A 21,517-nucleotide genomic window follows, 5' to 3' on the forward strand; every position below is an offset into this window, starting at 1 on the left:
GAATCCGTCACCGACACCCGGTGAAACGTCAAGCCCTCACATCCGGAGATCCCCTCCATCTGGCGAATCCCGCGCGATTACGCCCCGGCGTGCCCCGCATGTGATCAAGCTCGACGGCGTGTCTCTGTACGGATCACTCCTCGCGCGGCCGCTGGCGGCCCTCGGTCTCGTGTGGTTGCTCACCGCACCGGTGCCCGCCGCCGCCGACGCCTGCGCCTACGCCTCGACCGGCCCGGGCGGTTCGCAGATCGCGGTGGCGGTCGCCGGTGGCGGCCACCACGACGTCGACGTCCGGGGGAACGGCGGCGGGAAGGGCCACGGGAAGGGCGAGGGCCACGAGCACCACGGCAACGGCAAGGGCAAGGGGCACGGGCATCACCACCACCCGACGCCCTGCGATCCCGACCCGCCCCCGCCGTGCCCGTCGCCCACGCCCACACCCACGCCTCCGCCCTCCCCGACGCCGACGCCGAAGCCGACGCCGAAGCCCGTGCCTCCTCCGCCTCCCGCGCCGGAGCCGGCCCCGCCCCGGCCGGTGCCGAAACCGCCGGCCCTCGCACCCGCGCCCCGCCCGGAGCCGCCGTCCCCCACGCCTCCGGCCCCCAGGCCGCCGGAGCCCGCGCCCCCGCCCCCGCCGTCCCCGACCCCGCCGCCCCCCGTTCGGCCCCGGCCGCCGTCCCCCTCCCCCGTGGCGCTGCCCCACTACCGCCCGGCGACGCACACCCAGCAGAAGGGGGGCACCTCCGTCGTCACCGCGACGCTGATGATCACCGCCCCGGCCGTCCTCGCGACGGCGATCCTGCGCCCGCGCTCCAAGTGACCCGCGGTCCCCTCCACCTGTCGACCCTCTGAATCCCGCCGGAGGAACCATGTCCGAATGGCTTGTTCTCTCTCTCGCGATGGCCGCAGCCTGCGCCGTCGTGCTCACCATCGTCGTCATCAACAACCGCCGGATCCCCGAGGACGACGACCCCAGCGAGACCCCGGACGTCATCGAGTACATGACGATGATGATCGGCGTGATCTACGCGATCGTCCTGGGTCTGGCCATCGCAGGCGTCTGGGAGGCCCGGGGGGCCGCCCAGGAGACCGTGCGGCAGGAGGCCCAGGCCATGCACGAGATCTCGGCGCGCGCCGAGGTGTACCCGCAGGAGGTCCGTTCCCGGATCCGTGCCGACGTCGACGCGTACGTCTCGTACGTGGTCCACGACGAGTGGGCGTACATGGCCGACAACGGCGAGCTCAGCGACGAGGGCACCGCGCTCCTGGAGAAGGTGCGGCGCAGCGTCACCGACTACCAGCCGGCCGACGACTTCGAGGGGCAGGCGTACCAGCCGCTGGTGGACCAGGTGGCCCTCGCCGACGACGCCCGGAACGCCCGCGGGCAGAACGCCGGCGAGACGATGCCGGGAGTGGTCTGGTTCGGCCTGATCATCGGGGCCCTGGTGACGGTCGGCCTGATCTTCACCCTGCAGATCCGCAGGACCGGCCGGGAGCTGCTGCTGGCCGGGCTCTTCAGCGTGCTGATCGCCTTCCTGCTGTTCCTCATCTGGGACTTCGACGCGCCGTTCGGCCGGGGCATCTCGGCCACCGCCGCGCCGTTCACCGACCTGTTCCCGCAGATCAGCGGCTGAGCCGGCCCGTGCGAATGGGCCACACGGGGGACCTCGATGCCCCATTCGCACCTCTGGGATCGCGGCTGTGGTAGTGCGCTCCTAGCGTTTCGGGCATCGAGGTGCACGGCCCTTCGCGGGAACCCCCTCCCGCGGCTGCCCCTCGGGACCCGGAGGATTCACCATGCGCGCGATACGTGCCGCGACCACCGCCCTGTTGGGAGCGGCCGCCCTCGCCCTGGCCGCCCCCACCGCCCTCGCGACGGACGGGGCGCCCGCCGCCCATCCACGGATGGCCAGGGCCAAGGCACCGGGCGATTTCGTCGTGTCGCCCTCGATCGTCGCCCCGGGAGGGCGGCTGACGCTGAGCGCCCCCGGCTGCGCCAGTACGGCGACGGCCACGGCCGGCATCTTCGACACCGCGACCATCGCACCCGGGGCGACGGTGACCGCCACCGTGGACGCCGACGCCAAGCGCGGCGCCGTGTACACGGTGCTGTTCAACTGCACGGGCGGTGTGCAGGACACCGTCGCCCTGACGATCAGCGGCGGCGCCACCGCCACCCCGACCATCAGCGCCACCGTCCTCGCTCCCCCGCGCGGGGTGCGGGGCGGTCTCGGCGGATCGATGACCCCCAGCACCACCGAACTGGCGGCCGGCGGCGCGCTGGTGCTGGCCGCGGCCTGCGGCACCGCCTATGTGGTCCGCCGCCGCCGCTCCGGCGCCGCCCGCCGTCACTGACCCGGTCTTCACGGCCGGGGGGCCGCCGATCGGACCGGGTCCTCACGGCCGGGGGGCGGCCCGCCGATCGCCCCCGGGTCCCGGTGGGGACTCGGGGGCGACGGGCACGGCGGGCCGACCGGGAGGTTCGGCCGGTCAGACTCCCGCGCCGGTCAGACGTCGGCGGCGGGCGATGAAGAGCCCTCCGCCGAGCGCGGCAGCGGCGACGAGGCTGCCGCCGACGGCCATCTCGGTGGAGCTGGGGGCCAGCGAGCCGCCGAGACCGCCGGCCGCGCCCTGGCCGGCGATGACCCGGAACGGCTGGGTGAGCGTACGGCCGCCGCACTGCACGGCCAGGTTGTACTGGCCGGGCGTGGCGTTGTTGAAGATGCGGGCGGTGGCGGTGGACACCCCGTTGACCGCGGGGCCGAGCGTGACCGTCGCGAAGGCGTTGGACGTGACCGTGCCGCCGGCGCAGCCGCGGACGGTGATCGTGAGGATCCCGCCCTGGTGGACCGCGAAGGGGGACACGGTGACGCCGTTGGAGTTGTCGCCGCCCCGCTCGACCTGGAGAGGGCTGACGGTGACGCTGCTGGGCCCGTTGGCGGCGGTGGCGAGGGGGGCCGCGAGCCCGACCGCCGCGAGCGCGGTGGCGGCCACCGCCAGAGTGCGTGCAGCACGCATGGTTGAACCTCCAGTGGAAGACGCCCCAAAGCGGTGCTCCGGGAGTTTCGACGAGTACGCCTTCCATGACGAACCATCACAAACCGGTGCGAGACATGCATGTCGGCATTGGTCCGGTCCGGTGAGGCGACACGCCGGGCAGGGGGCCCTCTGAACCGACGGAACCGCAGGTCAGGCCCACCAAGGGTGCTTATCTGACGATTACTCGGATGGGTCAGCCCGGCCGTCACCCGCCCGCCCTCCGCGCCCCCTTCCTCCGGGGTGCGCCGCCGCGTGCCCCGCGTCGGGGCCGGGGCACCCGTCCGGCGGCGGCTCCCACCCGTTCGCGCCGTCCGGCGCGACGGCCCGTGCGACCGCTCTTACCGTTCTGACGACGCCGAGAAGGGAGAACCATGCCCCCGAAGGACTTCCGCGTCTTCGAGCGCAGGAGACGCCAACCCTGGGGCGTCCTGGCCCTCGCCATGCTGTCCGGACTCGCGATGATGCGCAATGGGGTGGACGTCCCCCACGGACCGCCGCAACCCGCCGCGGCGGCCCGGCCGGTGGGGCGTCCGGCCGTCCCGCCGCCCGCCGCGAGCACCGGCCTGGAGCCGCTGCCCTACGCCCCGGCGTCCCGGGTCAAGATCCCGGCGATCCAGGTGGCGGCCCCCGTCATGGACGTGGGCCTGGACGAACAGGGCTGGGTGGCGGCCCCTCCCCCGGAGGACCCCAACCTCGCCGGCTGGTACCAGAACGGCATCGCCCCCGGCATGCGGGGCACCTCCGTCCTCGTCGGCCACGTCGACAACCTGAAGGGCCCGGCGGTCTTCTACGGCCTGGGCTCCCTCAGGAAGGGCCAGCACGTCGAGGTCGAGCGGTACGACGGCCGGGTGGCGGTCTTCGAGATCTACGGCGTCGAGGTGTACGCCAAGGACAACTTCCCCGGCGTGGAGGTCTACGCCGACACCGGCCAGCCGGAGCTGCGCGTGATCACCTGCGGCGGCGGCTACACGCGGGCGCGTGGCTACGACGGGAACGTCGTGGTCTTCGCGCGCATGGTGGGGTCGCGCTAGGGGACGCCCTCCCACCGGAGCCGATGCCGACGGATCGCGGAGCGGATCACCGGCCGTGGCGTGAGGGGCGGGGCGGTGGCGCGGGCCGGACAAACCCGGGCGCGGGGCTCGGGAGGCGCCCGGCGGGGGTCCGTACGACGCGGACTCCTTCCCCGGCGGGCTCGTCCCCCCGCGCGGGCCGGAGCACGCCGGGGCGTCGCTGCGCGGCCGGATCACCCTGCGCGGCCGGAACGGCAGGGGCCGGCCCCACGGCCTGTTCCCGGACAGCGAGGAGGGCGGGCGACGCGGCGCGGCGCGGCGCGCGGACGGCACCTGGTTCCTGGCGGCCGTCGGGCTCCAGGGCGTCGTCGTCGCCGTGGCGGGGCCGCGTCCGGGACGGCCGGCTGCTGCGGACGTGGGCGGCGCCGCCGGTCCCGGTGCTCCTCGCGGCGGGCGTCCGGCGGCACGTCCACCACCGGGTCCCGCTCGCCCCCGAGGCCGTCGACGGCACCTTCGAGCGCCTCCTCGCCGCGGCCCGGTCCCGGGCGGAGGTCGACCGGCCGGTCGCGATCGACCCACGATCGTGCGGGCCCCTCGGCACGCGGCCGCCCGAGGGGGTTCGAGGAGCGCGGCCCCGGACGCTCCCGCGGCGGGCCGGCCGGCGCGGAGGGCCCCGGCACCCGAGGGTGTCGGGGCCCTGCGCCGTCCCGGCGCGGTCAGCGTCGGGGGACGGTGATGTGGTAGCCGGCGTCGAGGAGTTCGGGCAGGTAGCGGCGGAGCGCGGCCACGCTCTGGGAGCGGTTGCCGCCGGCGTCGTGGGAGAGGACGACGACGCCGGGTGCGGCGCCGTCGAGGACGCGGCGGACGATGGTGCCGGTGCCGGGTTCCGTCCAGTCCAGGGTGTCGACGGTCCAGGCGAGCGGCTCCATGCCGAGCTCGGCGCCGATCTCGAAGGAGAGGCGGTTCCAGGCACCGTAGGGCGCGCGGTACCAGAGGGGGGCCGTGCCCAGGGCCTTCTCGATGACCTCGCTGGTGGAGCCCAGTTCGGCGCGGATCCGGGAGGGCCGCAGTTTCGGGATGAGCGGGTGGGACCAGGAGTGGTTGCCGACGACGTGGCCGTCCTCGGCCATCTCCCGCAGCAGGTCCTGGTTGTCCACGGCCATCTCGCCGCAGACGAAGAACATCGCCCGGCAGTCGTAGTGGCGCAGGGTCTCCAGGATGCCGGGGGTGTACCGGGGGTCGGGGCCGTCGTCGAAGGTCAGCACCATCGAGCGGCCGACCCCGGACATGCTGAGGAAGGGCCGCTGCCGCACCGGCGGCAGCGCGCGCCGGAAGGCCGGCGGCGCGTAGGAGGTCATGGGCTGGAGCCGGTACGTGGAGGGGCTCAGCCGGGCGGAGTGCGCCCGGGGGCCCGCGGCCGGGCCCACGCGACCCGTACCGGAGGCGCCCTGGGGCGTGGAGGCGGCGCCGGTGGCCGGGGCGGGGGCGGCGAACCGGTCCGCCGCGAGGGCTCCGACCGTGACGGTGGCCCCGAGGGCGGCGGCCAGCCGGAGCACCGCCCGACGCCCGCTGAGCATCTGATCCTTTTTCATGACCAATGGTTCGTACGGGCGAGGGTCCGAGCGGCTCAACGACACCGGCCGCCTGTCCGAAAACACCCGATGAGCCGATAACCTCGAAGGGTGAGCGCACAGCAGCCCCGCCCCTTCGAGCGCGGCACCGACGGCCCGAAAGTGATCATGGCGGGGATCGACGGCTCCGCCTCCTCCCTGCGCGCCGCGGCGTACGCGGCCGGACTCGCCCGGCGCCAGAACGCCCTGCTCGCACTCGTGTACGTCCAACCGGTGATCCCGGCGGGCGCGGCGCTCGGCGCACCCGTGACCGGGACGACCGAGGAGATCGCCGAGGACCTCGTCGCGGAGATCCGCGCCTCGGCGGAGAGGGTCAGGGACCTGTGGCGGATCCGGTGGGAGTTCCGCACCTTCCGGGGCGACGCCTACGCGGGCCTGGTCCAGGCGGCCGAGGAGCTGACGGCGGACGCCGTGGTGGTGGGCGCCTCGGAGTCGGCGGGGCACCGCTTCGTCGGCTCGGTCGCCGTCCGCCTGGTGAGGGCGGGCCGCTGGCCGGTCACGGTCGTCCCCTGACCGGCCGCACACCCGCCTTCCGGCACGCCCCTCCCCTACCGGCCGCACGCCCCCTTCGGCCGAAGCCGTTCCCGGCCGGCCGCACGCCCCTTCCGGTCGCGGTCGTCCCCGACCGGCCGTACGCCCTACTCGCCCATCACCAGGCCGTCCTCGGCGGCTCCCCGGCCGAGGACCACCTGCCGGACGGCGTCGCGGATCTCCTCCCGGTGCGCGTCCCCGCCCTCCGCCGCGCCGAGGCTCACCACGCGGCCGCGCGCGGTGTCGAACCACTGGGGGATGAACTCCGCCTTGGTGACCTCCCAGCGCCCGCCGGCGGTCCCGGGCGGGGCGAAGGTGAAGCGGCCGATGCTGCTCCGGTTGCCGCGCGGATCGTGGACGCCCTCGTGGTTGATCATGTCCCCGGCCACCTGGTCGCCCATCCCGTAGACGATCCAGGTCCCGTTGACCTTCTCGTAGGGCTGCGGGACGTGCGCGTGCGTGCCGATGACCAGATCCACGTCCGGACGCCCGCCGCTCCGTGAGGCGGTCAGCGCGCGGCCGAGGGAGAGCTGCCGTTCGTCGGGTTCGGTCTGCCACTCGGTGCCCCAGTGGACGCTGACCACCACCACGTCGGCGCCGGCCGCGCGGGCGGCGCGCGCGTCGGCGATCACCTTCTCCCCGTCGAGCAGCCGCACGGCCCAGGGCTGCCCCTCGGGCAGCGGACGGCCGTTGGTGTCGTAGGTGTAGGCCAGGTGGGCCACCGTGGCGCCGCCGGCCTTGAGCAGGGTGGGCCGCGCCGCCTCCTCGGCCGTACGGGCGGAACCGGCGTGCCGGACGCCGGCCCTGTCGAGCGCGTCGAGGGTGCGGCGGAGGCCCGCCGCCCCGTCGTCGAGGGTGTGGTTGGAGGCGGTGGAGCAGGAGTCGTAGCCGGTGGCCCCGAGCGCGGCGGCGACCTCGGGCGGCGACTTGAAGGCGGGGTAACCGGTGTAGGGCCCGCCCTCCTCTCCGTACACGGTCTCCATGTGGCAGATGGCCAGGTCGGCGCGGGAGACGACGGGCTTCGCGCCGGAGAGCATCGGGCCGAAGTCGTAGCCGGTCCCGTCCGCGTCCTCGGCGGCCCGCCGGATGATCGAGTCGTGCGGGAGCACGTCGCCGGAGGCGACGAGGGTGAAGCCGACGGGCGCGGAGGCCCGGCCGGGCGCGGCGGACGGGGTGGCGGGGTCTCCGGTGCCGGTGCGTCCGGCCGGACCGCCCGGGGTGGGTCCGCCGACGACCGGTCCGCCGCCACCGGCGCAGCCGGTCGTCGCCGCGAGCAGGAGCGCGGCGAGCGCCGCCGCCCCCGCGGGTCTGGTGCGTGAGGTCATGTACGGCGCTCCACCCGAATCATGTGATGAACATCTGTTCTGGCGAATTGACCTTTCGGGAAAGCCGCAGTCAAGGGTCAAGGCCGCACGGGGTGAGGAACCGCACCGAAACGGACGCACCGGCTCCGTCCGACCGTTCGCCGTGCCATTCGCCGCGCGGTGCGACCGTTCGTCGCAGAGCGATGTCCGTTCCCTGTCCCTCGCCGTCCGGATGCGCTCGTATACGCCCCGGACGACGAGTGCTGGAGAGGCGGGCAGAGCATGACGACGGCGACGGCGACGACCGACGAGCGGACCCTGGAGGAGTTGCAGCGGGACCACGGTCCGGCACTGCTCACCTTCCTGCTCGGCCTGACCTACGGGGACCGGCAGCGGGCCGAGGACCTCGCGCAGGAGACCCTCGTACGGGCCTGGCTCCACCCCGAGGCCTTCGACGGCCCCTACGCCTCGATGCGCCCCTGGCTGTTCACCGTGGCCCGCCGCCTCGCCATCGACGCCCGCCGCTCACGCCTCGCCCGGCCGGCCGAGATCGGCGACGGCCTCCTGGCGGCGACGCCCGACCCCGCCGACGCCACCGCCTCGACCGAGGCAGCGCTCGACGTGCGCGCGGCGGTGCGGGAGTTGAGCCCCGAGCACCGCGCGGTGCTCGTCCGCCTCTACTTCCACGGCCTGACCGTCAAGGAGGCCGCCGTCGAGCTCGGCATCCCCGCCGGAACCGTCAAGTCCCGCTCGCACTACGCCCTGCGGCAGCTCGGCCGCTCCCTGCCCGGCTACCGGCCGCGCCGCACGGCCGTTGCCCGGTCCCGCGCCGGAGCCCCACAATGACGCCGTGACGCTGACACTCGCCGCCGCCGAAAAGGTCCTCGCCGACAACTTCGCCCCCTGGGTGCTCGATCTGGGACTCACCGTCGAATCCGTCGAATCCGTCGGATCCCCCGGGCCCGCCGACGGTCACGGGGCCGTGCTCCGGCTCCCCTGGTCGGACCGGCTCGCCCGGGAGGGCGGCGGTCTCTCCGGCCAGGCCCTGATGGCCGCCGCCGACACCGCGACGGTCATCGCGGTCGCCGCGGCCCGGGGCGGCTTCGTGCCGATGACCACCGTCCAGCAGTCCATCAGCTTCCAGCGCGCGGTGATCGGCGCCGACGTCCTCGTGCGGGCCCGGCTCACCAAGGCGGGCAAGCGGATGGCCTTCGCCGACATCACCATGACGGCCGAGGGCACGGAGGAGACCGCGGCCCACGCGACCGCCGTCTACGCGCTCCTGGGCTGAGCCGGCCCGAACCGCCGGGACTCCCCCGCCCCACACGCCATCTCCGACCCGCCCGGCACCAGGAACCCCACCCGCACCGATCCGGTCGGAAAACGTATCCGAAACCACACGGGCGAGTTGAGCAAAGCGGGACCCGCGGACGCCCCTCACGGAGGAGGCTCTCCCCCGGGCCCCTGACGTCCGGGGCCCTCACGTCCGGGGAGAAGGTGGGAGCGTTGCTGCCCGAGAGCACGAACGGCGCCGGCGGCACGAGCGGCGGCGGCCTCGCCGTCCCGATGGCCTGGTTGTGCGCCGAGTACCTGGCCGACGAGGTGCTGCGGGCCGCCGCGCTCGTGGCCCCCGGCTCGCTGGAGTACCGGGCCGGCCTCCAGGCACTGGCCCTCACCGTCCACCTCGCCGGGGAACCGGACGGGCCGACCGGCCCGTGGGCCGGCCGCCGGGTCGACGAGTGGCTGCGGCACACCGCGTACGACCGGCCCTGGCCGCCCTGGGTCGAGGAGCGGCTCGCCGCGCGGCGGGCGGCCGGCGGCGACGGCCCCGACCTGGCGCTCGCGCGGACCGCCTGGGCCCGGCTGCGGGACACCTGGATCCACGCCGCCGACCTCGACGGCCGGACCGGCCCCGAAGGCCCGGTCGACGAGGCCGAGCAGGTCTGGCTCCCGGCATGGAAGCTGGGCCTCCCGCTCGCGCACCTCTCGCTGTACCTGCGCTGACACCTGCTGGACCGTGCGTCGAAGGCAGATCTCGAGCGCTGGATGATCACGGTTCGGGGCTCGGGGAGATCTTACGGACGGGCAGTGGGCGGTGTCGGAGCCGTTGCTGCCGAAAGGAACGAGGACGGGACGGCCGCCGGTCCGGCCGCGACGGCGGCTGATCGACGGCGTACGGTCTCGGGCCCGGGCCGCTCGCGCGGCGGGTTCGCCACAGAGCTGCGTCTCGACCCGGTCGGCTCCCGCGGGCGTCATGCGGTCGAGCGCGGGACCAACCGCCTCAAGAGACACCGCGCCGTCGTCACCCGGTACGACGAACTCGCGGTCCGCCACGGGGCCACTGTCCCCGTAGCGGCCGTCGACGCGTGGCTGTGATCGGCACGCTTCGCCCGAGGCAGTTCAGAGCTCGATGCCCAAGCCGTCCAGGAACTCCTGGGCCGCGTTCACGCAAGGAGGGGTGATTGTCGCAGAACTCCACTGTCGAACGGCCGAGCGCCCAGTTCCTCGGCTTGTCCGGCCGAGCCCTCTTGTCAGGTCCGACCAAGCTTCCACTCTCGGGCGAGCACCGCGTAGACGTACTCGCTGCCCCAGCGCTCGTCGTCGAGATCGTTCTCGACGAGGTGCGCCTCCCGGCGCATGGCGAGGCGCTCGCAGACCCGCACCGAACCGGTGTTGAGCACGTCGAGGCGGGCGAAGAGCCGGTGAGCACCCAGCTCGGCGAAGGCCAGCTCGGCGATCGCGCGCGCCGCCTCGGTGGCGTAACCCCGACCGCCGTACACCGGGTTGAAGATCCAGCCGATCTCCACCTGGCGCGCCCGCGCGCTCGCGAGCTTCAGGACGACCTCGCCGACGACCTTCGCCTCACCGACCGGGCAGACGGCGACCACCAGGTCGTCACCGTCCTTGGTCCACGCCGTGCCGGCCGCACGCCGCGCCAGGCTCTGCACGCACTGTTCACGAGTGAGCGGCGGCCGGTGGAGGTAGCGAGCGACTTCGGAGAGGCCCTGATACGCGTACAAGTCATCGAAGTCGTCCGGCGTGAACAGACGCAGCAGGAGCCGTTCCGTACTGAACGGCAGCGAAGACGTGGTCATCGATCTGGTGTTCCCTCCCCGAGAGCCGTCCGTCACCCTAACTGATCCGACCGCGGTGCCCTCGACACGAACGACGTCGTTCCACCGGGCCCACCACCCACGGCGGGAGGGCGGCCCGCCGGTCCCCTCGGCACCGGCTGCGCAACCGTAATTCCATGTCCTTGCGCTTCAGGGGGCGGAAGGGTGCACCCCGGGACGGTACTTGGGGATCCGCACCGTCACCTTCATCCCGGCGCCGACGCCGGTCTCGATGACGAGCCCGTGCTCCGCCCCGTACACCTGGCGAAGCCGCTCGTCCACGTTGGACAGGCCGATGCCGGAGCCCGCCGGGTGCTCCCCGCGCAGGACGGCGCGCAGCCGCTCGGGGTCCATGCCGATGCCGTCGTCCTCGACCGTCACCACCGCCTCGGCGCCCGCGTCCCGGGCGGCGATCGTGACGCGGCAGCCCCGCTCCCGTTCCTGGAGGCCGTGCTTCACCGCGTTCTCCACGAGCGGCTGGAGGCAGAGGAACGGCAGGGTCACCGGCAGCACCTCGGGGGCGATCTGCAGGGTCACCTTCAGACGGTCCCCGAAACGGGCCCCCGCCAGCGCCAAGTACTGCTCGATGGAACGCAGTTCGTCGGCGAGCTGGGCGAACTCCCCGTGCTTGCGGAAGGAGTAGCGGGTGAAGTCGGCGAACTCCAGGAGGAGTTCCCGGGCCCGCTCGGGATCGGTGCGGACGAACGAGGCGATGGCGGCGAGGGAGTTGAAGATGAAGTGCGGGGAGATCTGGGCGCGCAGGGCGCGGATCTCGGCCTCCACCATCCGGGTGCGCGAGCGGTCGAGTTCGGCCAGTTCCAGCTGGACGGAGACCCATCGGGCCACCTCGGTCGCGGCCCGGACGAGGACGGCCGACTCCCGCGAGCCGTAGGCGACGAGCGCGCCGAGGACGCCGTCCTCCCCGGTGAGCGGGGCGATCACCGCCCAGCGCAGCGGACAGGCCGGGTCGTCGCAGCCGCTGTGGACGGAGCGGCTGCGGCCGGTCGCCAGGGTCTCGGCGGCCTGCTCGGGGACGTGGGCCCGGTGGTGGTCCTCGCCCGGTCCGTCCCAGGCGAGGACCGCGCCCCGGTCGGTGAGGCAGAGCGCTTCGGTGCCGAGCAGCGAGCGGAGCGTGCGGGCCGCCTTGCGGGCGGTCTCCTCGGTGAGGCCGGCGCGCAGCGGGGGCGCGGCGAGCGAGGCGGTGTGCAGGGTGTGGAAGGTGGCCCGTTCGACGGGCGTGCCGAGGTCGGCGTCGGCGGCGCGCCCGCCGCGCCGGGCGGCGGACCGGCCGAGGACGAAGCCCGCGGCGAGCAGTACGGCCCCGGCGGCGGCCGCGGCGGCGAGGGCGATCCCGCTCATCGGCGGGCCCGGTCGTCGCGGACGTGCGCCTCGTGGTCGGGGCCGGGGGCGGTCATCGGCGGACCCGGCCGTCGCGGACCCGTGCCTCGTGGCCGGCGCCGGGGGACGGTCATCGGCGTGCCTCCTGGGCGGGTGCGGCCCCGGTGATCTCCTCCGGGAGGTGGAGCCGGGCGAGGATGGCGGGGGTGCCGGGCGGGATCCGGCGGGGGGTGGCGAGCGAGACGAGCACCATCGTCAGGAAGCCCAGGGGGACCGACCAGACGGCCGGCCAGGCCATCAGGGTGTGCGCCCAGCCCTCGGGGGCGAGTCCGGCCCGGGTCGCCATCACGGCCGCGAGGGCGGACCCGCCGCCGAGCAGCAGCCCGGCCATGGCACCGGGCGGGGTGAGCCGCCGCCACCAGATCCCGAGGACGAGCAGCGGGCAGAAGGAGGAGGCGGAGACGGCGAAGGCGAGGCCGACGGCGTCGGCGACCGGGACCTTGGAGGCGACCACCCCGACGGCGAGCGGGACGGCGGTGGCGAGCAGGGTCGCGAGGCGGAAGTGCCGTACGCCCCGGGAGGACGCCCGGGAGGGCAGCACGTCCTGGGTGAGGACCCCGGCGACCGACATGGTGAGCCCGGAGGCGGTGGAGAGGAAGGCGGCGAAGGCGCCGGCCGCGAGGAGCGCCCCGAGGAGGTCGCCGAGGAGTCCGCCGAGGATCCGGTCGGGCAGGACGAGGACGGCGGCGTCGGCCGAGCCGGTGAGGGCGAGTTCGGGGGCGTAGATCCGGCCGAGGGCTCCGTACAGGCCCGGCAGCAGGTAGAAGGCGCCGACGAGGCCGAGCACGACGAGGGTGGTGCGGCGGGCGGCGCGGCCGTGCGGGCTGGTGTAGAAGCGGACGGCGACGTGCGGCAGGCCCATGGTGCCGAGGAACGTGGCGAGGATCAGCCCGTACGTGGCGTACAGCTGGTGTCCGTCGCGGCCCCCGGCGAGCGGCTGGGACCAGCCGAGGGGGTCGGAGCCGTCGGCGGCCCGCTCGGGCAGGGTCGATCCCGGCGCGAAGGCGAGCGAGGTGCCGCCGAGGACGTGGTGGGCGCCGGGGGCGAGGGTGACGGTCCGGCCGGTGTACGCGACGGAGTCGACGCTGCCGGTGACGGTGACCGTGAGCGGGGCGGCGAGCCCGATCCGCACCGTGTCGGCGATCCGGACGACGGTGTGGTCGCGGAGCACGGCGGGGGCGTCGAAACGGGCCCGGGGCGCCCCGTCCCCGTACCAGGCGGCGAGCAGGAAGAGGGCGGGGACGAGGAGGGCGGTGAGCTTGAGCCAGTACTGGAAGGCCTGGACGAAGGTGATGCTGCGCATCCCGCCCGCGGCGACGGTGCCGGTGACGACGAGGGCGACGAGCAGTCCCCCGACCCAGTCGGGGGCGCCGGTGAGGATCTCCAGGGTGAGCCCGGCGCCCTGGAGCTGCGGCAGCAGGTACAGCCAGCCGATGCCGACGACGAGGAGGCTGGCGAGCCGCCGAGCCCGCCGGGATTCGAGGCGGGCCTCGGCGAAGTCGGAGAGGGTGTACGCCCCCGAGCGGCGCAGCGGGGCGGCGACGAGGACGAGCAGGACGAGGTATCCGGCGGTGTAGCCGACTGGGTACCAGAGCATGGCGGGGCCCTGGACGAGGACGAGTCCGGCGATGCCGAGGAAGGAGGCGGCGGAGAGGTACTCGCCGCTGATGGCGGCGGCGTTGAGGGCCGGCCGGACGGTCCGCGAGGCGACGTAGAAGTCGGAGGTGGTGCGGGAGATCCGCAGGCCGAGGGCGCCGATGAGGACGGTGGCGAGGACGACGGAGGTGACGGCGGCGACCGCGTAGGTCTGGTTCATGCGGGTCGGTTCACCGTTCGACGGAGCCGGTCCCGACGGAGCCGGTCCCGACCGGACCTGTCCCGGCCGAGCCGGTCTCGGCCGAGCCGGTCTCGGCTGAGCCGGTCTCCACCAGGCCGGTGAAGTCGCGTTCGTTGCGCTCGGCCCGGCGGACGTACCAGTGGGCGACGGCCCAGACGACCGGGTACGCGCCGAAGCCGAGGGCGGCCCAGACGAGCGTCTCGGGGGCGGGCAGCGCGAGCAGCAGCGGCAGCGGGCCGACGAGCAGGACGAGGGCGCCGAGGGCGGTGAGGGCGGCACGGAGCTGACTGCGCATCAGGGAGCGCACGTAGGTGTGGCCGAGGGTGGTCTGTTCGTCGATCTCGGAGCGGGCGGGCGGGTGCGGGGTCCGGGGACGCGGGCGCGGCGGCGGCACGGGCCGGTCACCCAGGGCCGAGGCGTAGGTGACGGTCTCGCGCCGGGACCGGCGCGCGGCTTGGTGCTCGGACATCGGTGTCCGCTCCCTCACGGTCGGCCGGGCCCGTGGAGTGTACGCGGAAGGGCTCACGGGCCGGTAGGGGTCAGCCGCCCGCGCGGCGCGTCAGGAGGTCCCGCAGGTGACGGGCGTGCCGGCGGGAGACGGCGAGGTCGGTGGCACCGAGCCGCACGGAGGTGGCACCGCCGTCGACACGGAGTTCGGTGATCCGGCCGACGGCCACGAGGTGGCTGCGGTGGATGCGGACGAACCCCCGGTCGGCCCACCGCTCTTCGAGGGTGGAGAGGGGGATGCGGACGAGGTGGCTGCCGTGGTCGGTGTGGAGGCGGGCGTAGTCGCCGTGCGCCTCGACGTACGCGATGTCGTCGACGGCGACGAAGCGGGTGACTCCGCCGAGCTCCACGGGGATCTGCTCGGGGGCGGCGGGCGCGGGCGCGGGGGCGGCGTGCACGAGTCCGTGGACGCGGCGGACGGCCTCGGCGAGCCGCTCGCGGCGGACCGGCTTGAGGACGTAGTCGACCGCCTGGAGGTCGAAGGCCTGGAGCGCGAAGCCCTCGTGGGCGGTGACGAAGACGACGAGCGGCGGCCGGGCGGAGCCGGCGAGCAGCCGTGCCACGTCGAGGCCGGTGAGGCCGGGCATGTGGATGTCGAGGAAGACGACGTCGATGCCGTCGTCGGCGTCGTCGCCGTCGGGCCCGGAGTCCAGGGCGCGCCCGATCCTCCGCAGCGCGGCGGCCGCGTCCCCCGCCCCTTCGGCGGTCCGCACCCGGGGGTCGGCACGCAGCAGGTAGAGCAGTTCGCCGAGGGCGGGCTCCTCGTCGTCGACGGCCAGTACGCGCAGCATGCGCGGGAGTTTATTTCAGGAGCCTGGACATGCGGCGGTCGGCGAGGACCTTCCCGCCGGTCTGGCAGGTGGGGCAGTAATGGAGGGAGGAGTCGCTGAAGGAGACCTCGCGGATCGTGTCGCCGCAGACCGGGCAGGGCTCGCCGGTGCGGCCGTGGACGCGCAGGCCGCTCTTCTTCTCGGCCTTGAGGCGTCCGGCGGCGAGGCCGTGGGAGCGTTCGACGGCCTCGCGGAGGGTGGTGCGCAGGGCCGTGTAGAGGGTGGCCGTCTCCTCGGGGGTGAGGTTCCGGGCCGGTTTGAAGGGCGACGTCCCCGCGGCGTGGAGGATCTCGTCGCTGTAGGCGTTGCCGATGCCGGCGATGAGGCTCTGGTCGCGCAGGGCGCCCTTGATCCGGCCGCGTTCTCCGGCGAGCAGGGCGGCGAACCGCTCGGGGCCGAAGTCCTCGGCGAGGGGGTCGGGGCCGAGGCGGGCGACGCCCGGCACCTCCTGGGGATCGCGGACGAGGTGGACGGCGAGGCGCTTGGTGGTGCCGGCCTCGGTGAGGTCGAAGCCGTCGCCTCCGGTGAGGGCGGTACGCAGCGCCAACGGGCCCTTGCCGGGTCCGGGCGGTCCCGGGGGCAGCGGGTCCTGCCAGCGGAGCCATCCCGCGCGGGCGAGGTGGACGAGGAGGTGGAGTTCGCCCGCCGGGCCGCCGGTGGTGAGGTCCAGGAACTTGCCGTGCCGGCCGACCGCGGTGACCTCGACGCCCTCGACGGCGCCCAGGGGAGGGTCGTACGTCTTGAGGACGCTGATCGCGACGGGCAGGACGCGGGCGATCTCCTTGCCCACCAGGTGCGCGTCGAGGAAGACGCGCAGTGCTTCCACCTCGGGGAGTTCGGGCATGGCCCCACCCTGCCGCACGGGGGACCGGGCCGCGCGCCGGACGGGCTTCCGGACCGGCCCGGGGGGGGGAGGCTTCCGGACGGGCTCGGGACAGGCTTCCGGACCGGCTCGGGTGGAGGCTTCCGGACGGGCCCGGGGACGGACGTCCGGGCGGCCTCAGGGCGCGCGTCGTGCGTGCACCGCTCGTCGAGGACGACGAAGACCTCCGGTTCGGGGTGGCCGCCGGTCTGCCCGCCGCCCTGCCCGCCGCCGGGCTCGCCGCCGACGGGGCCGCGGGCGTCTGCGGCGCGTCCGGCGTGACGGGCGAACCGGTCCGCGAGGACCGGCCGGCCAGCACCCGGCGACCGCACCGGGTGCGCGCCCCGGGCGTCTTGACGGTCTTCGTCGTGGGCACGACGGGCGACCCCGCCACGCCCTGCCAGGAGGCGGTGGGTCCGGCCCGTCGTTTCCCCGGCGGCGTGCCGCCGTCCTTCGAGGCGCCCGGCCACACCGGGTACGGCCGTGACGCCTGCGTCGACGAGAAGGTCGAGGAGTGACTGGTCCTCCTCACGAAGCTCCGGCCCGGCACGACGTGCGCGCCGCGGCGTCCGCCGGGTCCAGCAGGTCGAGTTCGTCGGTGAGCGCGGCGGCCAGCGCGTCGAGGTCCGGGACGGCCGCGCCGTCGGCGACGAGGCCGATGTGGACCTGGCCGCCGTACGGGGACATGGCGACGGCGAGGGACTGGCCGCGGGCGAGCGGGGCCATCGGGAAGAGCGCGCGCAGCGGGGCGCCGCCGAGGGAGAGCGCGGAGCGGGGCAGCGGTACCTGGGTGACGAGGAGGTCGAAGAGGAGCCGGGCGGCGCCGGCGGCGAGGGGGGCTCCGAAGCGGTGGGCGAGCGGGTGCAGCTGGTCGGCGAGGAGGGCGACGGCGCCCGCTCCGCGGAAGGGTCCGGCGGCCTTGTTGCGGTCCATGGCGCGGCGGACGGCGGCGAGCCGGGCGGCCGGGTCGGGTTCGGTGACCGGCAGGTCGAGGAGGTATCCGGAGAGGCTGTTCCCCGGGCCCGCCGGGGCGCCGGGGCGGCGGCGGGAGACCGGGACGAGGGCCCGCGGGGCGGCGTCGGGGAGGGGCAGGCCGCGCCCGTCGAACCAGCGGCGCAGGGCGCCGGCGACGAGGGCGAGGAGGACGTCGTTGGCGGTGCCGCCGGTGGTGCGGCGGATGCGGTGGACGCGGTCGAGGGGCAGGGTGGCGGTGGCGATCCGGCGCGTGCCGCTGGAGTCGGCGGCGAGCGGGGCGGCCGGCTGCCCGTCGAGGCGGCCGGCGCGGGCGACCGAGGAGCCGACGACGGAGGCGCCGACCTCGACGGCCCGGCCGAGGTCGCCGAGGCGGTCGCGGGCGATGCCGAGGAGGCGGCCCGGGCCGGGGAGCCAGGGGCGCGGGGGGACGGGGCGGCTGCTGCGGGCCGGGCGTCGGCCCGCGGCGATCTCGTCGAAGATCCCGGCGCCGATGGCGACGGCCCGCATGCCGTCGGCGAGGGCGTGGTGGAGTTTGACGAGGACGGCGAAGGAGCCGTCGGGGGCGCCGCTGAGCAGGTACATCTCCCAGGGCGGCAGGCCGCGGGCGACGGGTCGTTCCATGAGTTCGGCGGCGAGTCGGGTGGCCTCGGCGGTGAAGTCGACGCCGGGGAGGGCGATCTCGCGGACGTGCCGGCGCACGTCGAAGTCGGGGTCGGCGCTCCAGGCGGCGCCGCCGACGGGGAACAGGACGTCGCGGACGCGCATCCGGAGCCGGGGGACGGCGGCGGCCCGCCGGGCGAGCAGTTCCAGGACGTCGGTGGGCTCCTGCCCGGTGGCGGCGGGCGGGGGGCCGAAGTGGGCGAGGGCCCCGAGGTGCAGGGGGTGCTCGGTGGATTCCAGGTGCCAGAAGGCCAGGTCCAGGGGTGCCAGTAGCTCGCTGCTCAAGTTGTCCTCTTGCTCCTGCGATTTCCTGCGCGGTGAGACCGGTGGGCGAAGTCAATCGCACACCGTCAGTTACGGTCAAGTACGATCAGTTCACGCTCGGTTAACACGTTCCATGCTCCACGGTGAATTCGCACCACACGCACTTGCCGCCGCCCCGCGACTCCACGCCCCACGCGTCCGAGAGCCGGTCGACCAGGAGCAGGCCCCGCCCGGACACCCCCGCCTCCCCCGCCTCGCGGCGCCGGGGCAGCGCGCTGGACCGGTCCTCCACCTCCACCCGCAGCCGTCGCGGGGGCCCGGTCAGGATCCGCAGCGTCACGATGGCTCCGCCGTCGGTGTGCATCAGGGCGTTGGTCATCAGCTCGTCGGCGACCAGTTCGATCTCGTCCGCGCGCTCCCCCGCTCCCCAGGCCCGGACGGCCGCCCGGATCATGTGCCGGGCGGAGCTCAGCGCCTCCGGGTCGTTCTGGGCGACGTGCTGCTGGAAGCGGCCGGTGCCCTGCGGGTGGTACGTGCCCTGGCGGCGCAGCAGCAGGATCGCGACGTCGTCCTCGCCGCCCCGCTCGGCGACGACGTCGCAGAGGTGGTCGGCGAGGTGCTGGAGGTCGGCGGGGCCTCGCCGGACCAGGGAGGAGAGCCACTGCAGGCCCTCGTCGAGGTCGGCTCCGGGCTTCTCCACGAGCCCGTCGGTGTAGAGCATCAGCGTCTGGCCGGGATCCAGCTCCAGGGTGGTCACCGGATAGTCGAGGCGGCCGAACTCCGCGGAGAGCCCGAGCGGCAGCCCGCCGCCGACCGGCAGTCTGCGGCAGCCGCCGTCGATCTCCCGGACCAGCGGGTCGACGTGGCCGGCGCGCACCACCTGGACGACCCCGGTGGCGAGGTCGACCTCCGCGTAGGTGCAGGTGGCGAAGCGTTCGGTGTCGAGCTCGTGGAGGAAGACCGAGGCGCGGGCCATCACCGTGGCCGGGGGGTGGCCCTCGGCGGCGTAGGCGCGCAGCACGATCCGCAGCTGGCCCATGACGGCCGCCGCGTGGGTGTCGTGGCCCTGCACGTCGCCGATGACGCAGCCGACCCGGCCGCCGGGCAGCGCGATGAGGTCGTACCAGTCGCCGCCGACGTCCCGCCCGAGGCGGGCCGAGCGGTAGCGGACCGCCGTCTGGGCGCCGGGCACCTCGGGGATCCGGCGCGGCAGCATCGCCTGCTGGAGCCCTTCGGCGAGGTCGTGCTCCTGCTCGTAGAGCATGGCCCGCTGGAGGCTCTGGGCGATGCTGCTGCCGAGGGCGACGAGCAGGGTCCGCTCGTCCTCGCTGAAGCGGGTCTTGTCGCTGTAGAGCAGGCCGAGGGCGCCGATGGGCCGGGCCTGGGCGATGAGCGGCAGATAGGCGGCGGCGGTGATGCCGAGCCCGCTGATGTGCGGCCAGAGCACCGGGAAGGAGTGGGCGAAGTCCCGGGCCGATTCGATGAACCGGGGGCGCAGGGTCCGGACGACCTCGCTCATCGGGTACGGCTCGTCCACCCGGGTGAACCGGGTGCCCGGCACGAAGGCGCCCTCCGGCCCTTCGGCGACGAGGTGGATGCGCCCGCCTTCGAGGAGGCCCACGACGAGGCTGGCCGCGCCGAAGTGTTCGAGCGCGTGCGAGTCGTTGAGCAGGTCGATGACGTCCTGCACGGTCCGGGCGTAGGCGAGGGCCGCCGTGGTGCCCTCGACGACGCCGGCGCGCCTCCGGCGTCCCTCGTCGAGGCCGAGCCGGGCGGCGGACTCGGTGAGTTCGTGGGTGGCGTCGCGCAGGATGCCGATGATGCGGACGGGCCGGCCGGTGTCGTCGCGGTGGACGATGCCCTGGGTGTGGGTCCACTGGTGGCTGCCGTCCCGGCGGCGGATGCGGAAGTACGCGCCGTACTCCTCGCTGCCGTCCTTGAGCGCCTGGGCCACGAGGGTGTCGAGCTGGCGGCCCTCGTCCGGCAGCACGCGCGGGCCCAGGCTCTCGGGTCTGCCGTCGTACTCGTCGCGGTCCATGTCGAAGACGTCGAGGGCGGCGTCGTCCATGACCATGGTCCCGGTGAGCAGGTCCCAGTCGAAGCCGCCCATGCGGAAGGCGGAGCCGTGGTCGGCGAGGATCCGGGCGCCGGGCCGCGACCCGTTCGGCGCACGGTCCGGCCGTGCGGTCGCCTCGCCGCCCCCGCTGCCCGCGTTCATGGGGCCACGCTAGGCGCAGCCCCGCCGGTGCGCACCAGGAAGATCCCCTTCACCCCTGGAAGATCTCCGGCCGGTCGGGCACCGGACCGGCGGGGAAGAGTTCGTCGGGCGGCGCCGTCCCGTCCGGGGCGGTGGGTTCGGAGGGGAACGGTCCGAACGGGTCGGGGTAGGGCTCGGTGTACGGGTCGGGGGAGGGCTCCGTGTACGGGTCGGGAGCCGGGGGCGTCGGGGCCGTCGGATCGGTGCTCGTGCCTCCGGAGCCGGACGGGTCGGGGGCGTCGGGCAGCGGGGCGCTGGGCACGGGCCGGGCGGGATCCGGGGAGGCGGGGTGGTCGGGATCCGGGGAGGCGGGGTGGTCGGGGGTCCTCGGGCGGGGCGTGCTCGGGTCGGGCGTGCCGGAGCCGGCGAGGGCGCAGGCGTCGGGGTCGCAGTCCGGCTCCACGGCGGGCTCCTTGTCCTGGTCCCCGTCGCTGCCGGTCCGCCGCTCGATCCAGGTGCGGTCGGTGGTGTTCACGATGACCAGGCTGGTGACGACGGAGGTGGTGGGCCGGACGGTGATCACGCGGTCGGGGTCGAAGGCGTCCCAGGGGTCGCCCCGGTGGACGCCGCTCGCGGCGGCGGGGCTGCGGAGCGGGTTGCCGCAGGCGCAGCGGACGCGCGGGGCCCCGTACTGGTCGACGAGGACCGCCGTACCGGTCTGCAGCACGGCCTGGAAGGCGTGGGCGCGGTCCTCGCGGTAGCCGTGGTCGGTGACGCGGGTGTCGGCGCGCAGGGCGACCGGGGTGAGTCCGCGGAGCCAGCCGGCGACGTCGGCCTCGGGGATGCCGGCGGCTTCGGCGAAGGCGCGCGCCTTGGTGCGGTCCGCGGCGAGGAGGGCGACCTGCCGCTCGACGTCGCAGCTGCCGATCGCGCGCGTGCCGCCGTAGAGGCCGGGGGTGGAGCCGGTGACCTCGTGGGCCCGCGGACCGTCGTCGCCGGGCTGCCGGCCGGGGGCGGCGGGGGGCGCGGTGTTCCGGACGGTGGAGGCGGTGAAGGGGTCGGGTCCATGGGCGCCGAGCGGCTGGAGGAGGACGTCCTGGGCGGGGGCCGGGGCCGGTTCGCCGCCGACGCCCTCTCCCGCGGAGGAGCAGCCCGTGAGCAGCAGCGCCGAGACGAGGCCCGCGACCGCGGGGCGGGTCCGCCGCGTCCGGCGGGGGGATGAGCGCACCTTGTTCTCCCGACTCTCTCTCGGCCGGGGTTCTCCCGACTTCCCTTTCCGCCGGGCCCGGTGCCCGGTTCCGGCCAGTGCCTCATGTCTGTCGCAGCGCACGGGCCCCCGCAAGCGGAGCGCGGCCGACC

21 protein-coding genes are annotated in these 21,517 nt (G+C 75.1%); 9 read left to right on the forward strand and 12 right to left on the reverse strand.

From position 1 onward, the window contains the following. Positions 1–118 precede the first annotated feature (118 nt). The 3 genes from IE180_RS32865 (at position 119) to IE180_RS32875 (ending at position 2,355) form a co-directional block, all read left to right on the forward strand. Complete coding sequence (locus IE180_RS32865; protein ID WP_190160640.1) at positions 119–820, forward strand: hypothetical protein; 702 nt, start codon at positions 119–121, stop codon at positions 818–820. A 49-nt stretch (positions 821–869) separates the two neighbouring features. Further along, positions 870–1,634, forward strand: a complete 765-nt coding sequence (locus tag IE180_RS32870; protein ID WP_190160600.1) for a bestrophin-like domain — start codon at positions 870–872, stop codon at positions 1,632–1,634. Between the two features lie 163 nt (positions 1,635–1,797). Continuing rightward, positions 1,798–2,355, forward strand: a complete 558-nt coding sequence (locus tag IE180_RS32875; protein WP_190160601.1) for a hypothetical protein — start codon at positions 1,798–1,800, stop codon at positions 2,353–2,355. Between the two features lie 135 nt (positions 2,356–2,490). On the opposite strand, the gene IE180_RS32880 is transcribed toward IE180_RS32875, so the two are convergent. Then, on the reverse strand, positions 2,491–3,018 hold the full coding sequence (locus IE180_RS32880) for a hypothetical protein (RefSeq protein ID WP_190160602.1): 528 nt from the start codon (positions 3,016–3,018) through the stop codon (positions 2,491–2,493). A gap of 392 nt (positions 3,019–3,410) precedes the next feature. Here IE180_RS32880 and IE180_RS32885 point away from each other — a divergent pair, with 392 nt between their 5' ends. Then, positions 3,411–4,070 (forward strand): class F sortase, encoded by a 660-nt coding sequence (locus tag IE180_RS32885; protein ID WP_190160603.1) that lies wholly within the window; start codon positions 3,411–3,413, stop codon positions 4,068–4,070. Between the two features lie 695 nt (positions 4,071–4,765). Here IE180_RS32885 and IE180_RS32890 read toward each other — a convergent pair. Then, positions 4,766–5,626, reverse strand: a complete 861-nt coding sequence (locus IE180_RS32890) for a polysaccharide deacetylase family protein (protein ID WP_229861144.1) — start codon at positions 5,624–5,626, stop codon at positions 4,766–4,768. 162 nt (positions 5,627–5,788) lie between these two features. Between IE180_RS32890 and IE180_RS32895 the strand changes: the two genes are divergently transcribed. After that, complete coding sequence (locus IE180_RS32895) at positions 5,789–6,193, forward strand: universal stress protein (protein WP_373302852.1); 405 nt, start codon at positions 5,789–5,791, stop codon at positions 6,191–6,193. Positions 6,194–6,318: 125 nt separating this feature from the next. Here IE180_RS32895 and IE180_RS32900 read toward each other — a convergent pair whose 3' ends face one another. Beyond that, positions 6,319–7,536, reverse strand: coding sequence for a CapA family protein (locus IE180_RS32900; protein WP_190160606.1), 1,218 nt, complete (start codon positions 7,534–7,536; stop codon positions 6,319–6,321). Between the two features lie 261 nt (positions 7,537–7,797). On the opposite strand from IE180_RS32900, the gene IE180_RS32905 reads away from it, so the two are divergent. The 3 genes from IE180_RS32905 (at position 7,798) to IE180_RS32915 (ending at position 9,519) form a co-directional block, all read left to right on the forward strand. Beyond that, positions 7,798–8,361 (forward strand): sigma-70 family RNA polymerase sigma factor, encoded by a 564-nt coding sequence (locus tag IE180_RS32905; protein ID WP_190160607.1) that lies wholly within the window; start codon positions 7,798–7,800, stop codon positions 8,359–8,361. Positions 8,362–8,365: 4 nt separating this feature from the next. Beyond that, positions 8,366–8,806 (forward strand): PaaI family thioesterase, encoded by a 441-nt coding sequence (locus IE180_RS32910; protein WP_190160608.1) that lies wholly within the window; start codon positions 8,366–8,368, stop codon positions 8,804–8,806. Positions 8,807–9,021: 215 nt separating this feature from the next. Beyond that, positions 9,022–9,519: a hypothetical protein gene (locus IE180_RS32915; RefSeq protein WP_190160609.1), complete on the forward strand. Its 498-nt coding sequence runs from the start codon at positions 9,022–9,024 to the stop codon at positions 9,517–9,519. Between the two features lie 527 nt (positions 9,520–10,046). Here IE180_RS32915 and IE180_RS32920 read toward each other — a convergent pair. The 6 genes from IE180_RS32920 to IE180_RS32945 form a co-directional block, all read right to left on the reverse strand. Next, a complete protein-coding gene (locus IE180_RS32920) occupies positions 10,047–10,610 on the reverse strand; it encodes a GNAT family N-acetyltransferase (protein ID WP_190160610.1) in 564 nt (187 codons plus the stop codon). 168 nt (positions 10,611–10,778) lie between these two features. Next, entirely contained in the window at positions 10,779–11,987 is a 1,209-nt protein-coding gene (locus IE180_RS32925) for a histidine kinase (protein WP_190160611.1), read from the reverse strand. A gap of 109 nt (positions 11,988–12,096) precedes the next feature. Beyond that, positions 12,097–13,842 (reverse strand): sodium/solute symporter, encoded by a 1,746-nt coding sequence (locus IE180_RS32930; protein ID WP_190160612.1) that lies wholly within the window; start codon positions 13,840–13,842, stop codon positions 12,097–12,099. A gap of 10 nt (positions 13,843–13,852) precedes the next feature. Beyond that, positions 13,853–14,332, reverse strand: a complete 480-nt coding sequence (locus IE180_RS32935) for a hypothetical protein (protein ID WP_229861145.1) — start codon at positions 14,330–14,332, stop codon at positions 13,853–13,855. Between the two features lie 70 nt (positions 14,333–14,402). Continuing rightward, positions 14,403–15,161 (reverse strand): LytR/AlgR family response regulator transcription factor, encoded by a 759-nt coding sequence (locus tag IE180_RS32940; protein WP_190160613.1) that lies wholly within the window; start codon positions 15,159–15,161, stop codon positions 14,403–14,405. Positions 15,162–15,171: 10 nt separating this feature from the next. Further along, positions 15,172–16,044: an Fpg/Nei family DNA glycosylase gene (locus IE180_RS32945; protein ID WP_190160614.1), complete on the reverse strand. Its 873-nt coding sequence runs from the start codon at positions 16,042–16,044 to the stop codon at positions 15,172–15,174. A 170-nt stretch (positions 16,045–16,214) separates the two neighbouring features. Here IE180_RS32945 and IE180_RS32950 point away from each other — a divergent pair, with 170 nt between their 5' ends. After that, positions 16,215–16,580, forward strand: coding sequence for an alpha/beta hydrolase (locus IE180_RS32950; protein WP_229861147.1), 366 nt, complete (start codon positions 16,215–16,217; stop codon positions 16,578–16,580). Between the two features lie 10 nt (positions 16,581–16,590). On the opposite strand, the gene IE180_RS32955 is transcribed toward IE180_RS32950, so the two are convergent. The 3 genes from IE180_RS32955 to IE180_RS32965 form a co-directional block, all read right to left on the reverse strand. Further along, on the reverse strand, positions 16,591–17,982 hold the full coding sequence (locus IE180_RS32955) for a wax ester/triacylglycerol synthase family O-acyltransferase (RefSeq protein ID WP_190160615.1): 1,392 nt from the start codon (positions 17,980–17,982) through the stop codon (positions 16,591–16,593). 100 nt (positions 17,983–18,082) lie between these two features. Then, complete coding sequence (locus tag IE180_RS32960) at positions 18,083–20,179, reverse strand: SpoIIE family protein phosphatase (protein WP_190160616.1); 2,097 nt, start codon at positions 20,177–20,179, stop codon at positions 18,083–18,085. 49 nt (positions 20,180–20,228) lie between these two features. Further along, positions 20,229–21,386 (reverse strand): DUF6777 domain-containing protein, encoded by a 1,158-nt coding sequence (locus tag IE180_RS32965; protein ID WP_190160617.1) that lies wholly within the window; start codon positions 21,384–21,386, stop codon positions 20,229–20,231. Positions 21,387–21,517 lie beyond the last annotated feature (131 nt).

Source organism: Streptomyces litmocidini (assembly GCF_014649755.1).
Classification (GTDB): domain Bacteria; phylum Actinomycetota; class Actinomycetes; order Streptomycetales; family Streptomycetaceae; genus Streptomyces; species Streptomyces litmocidini.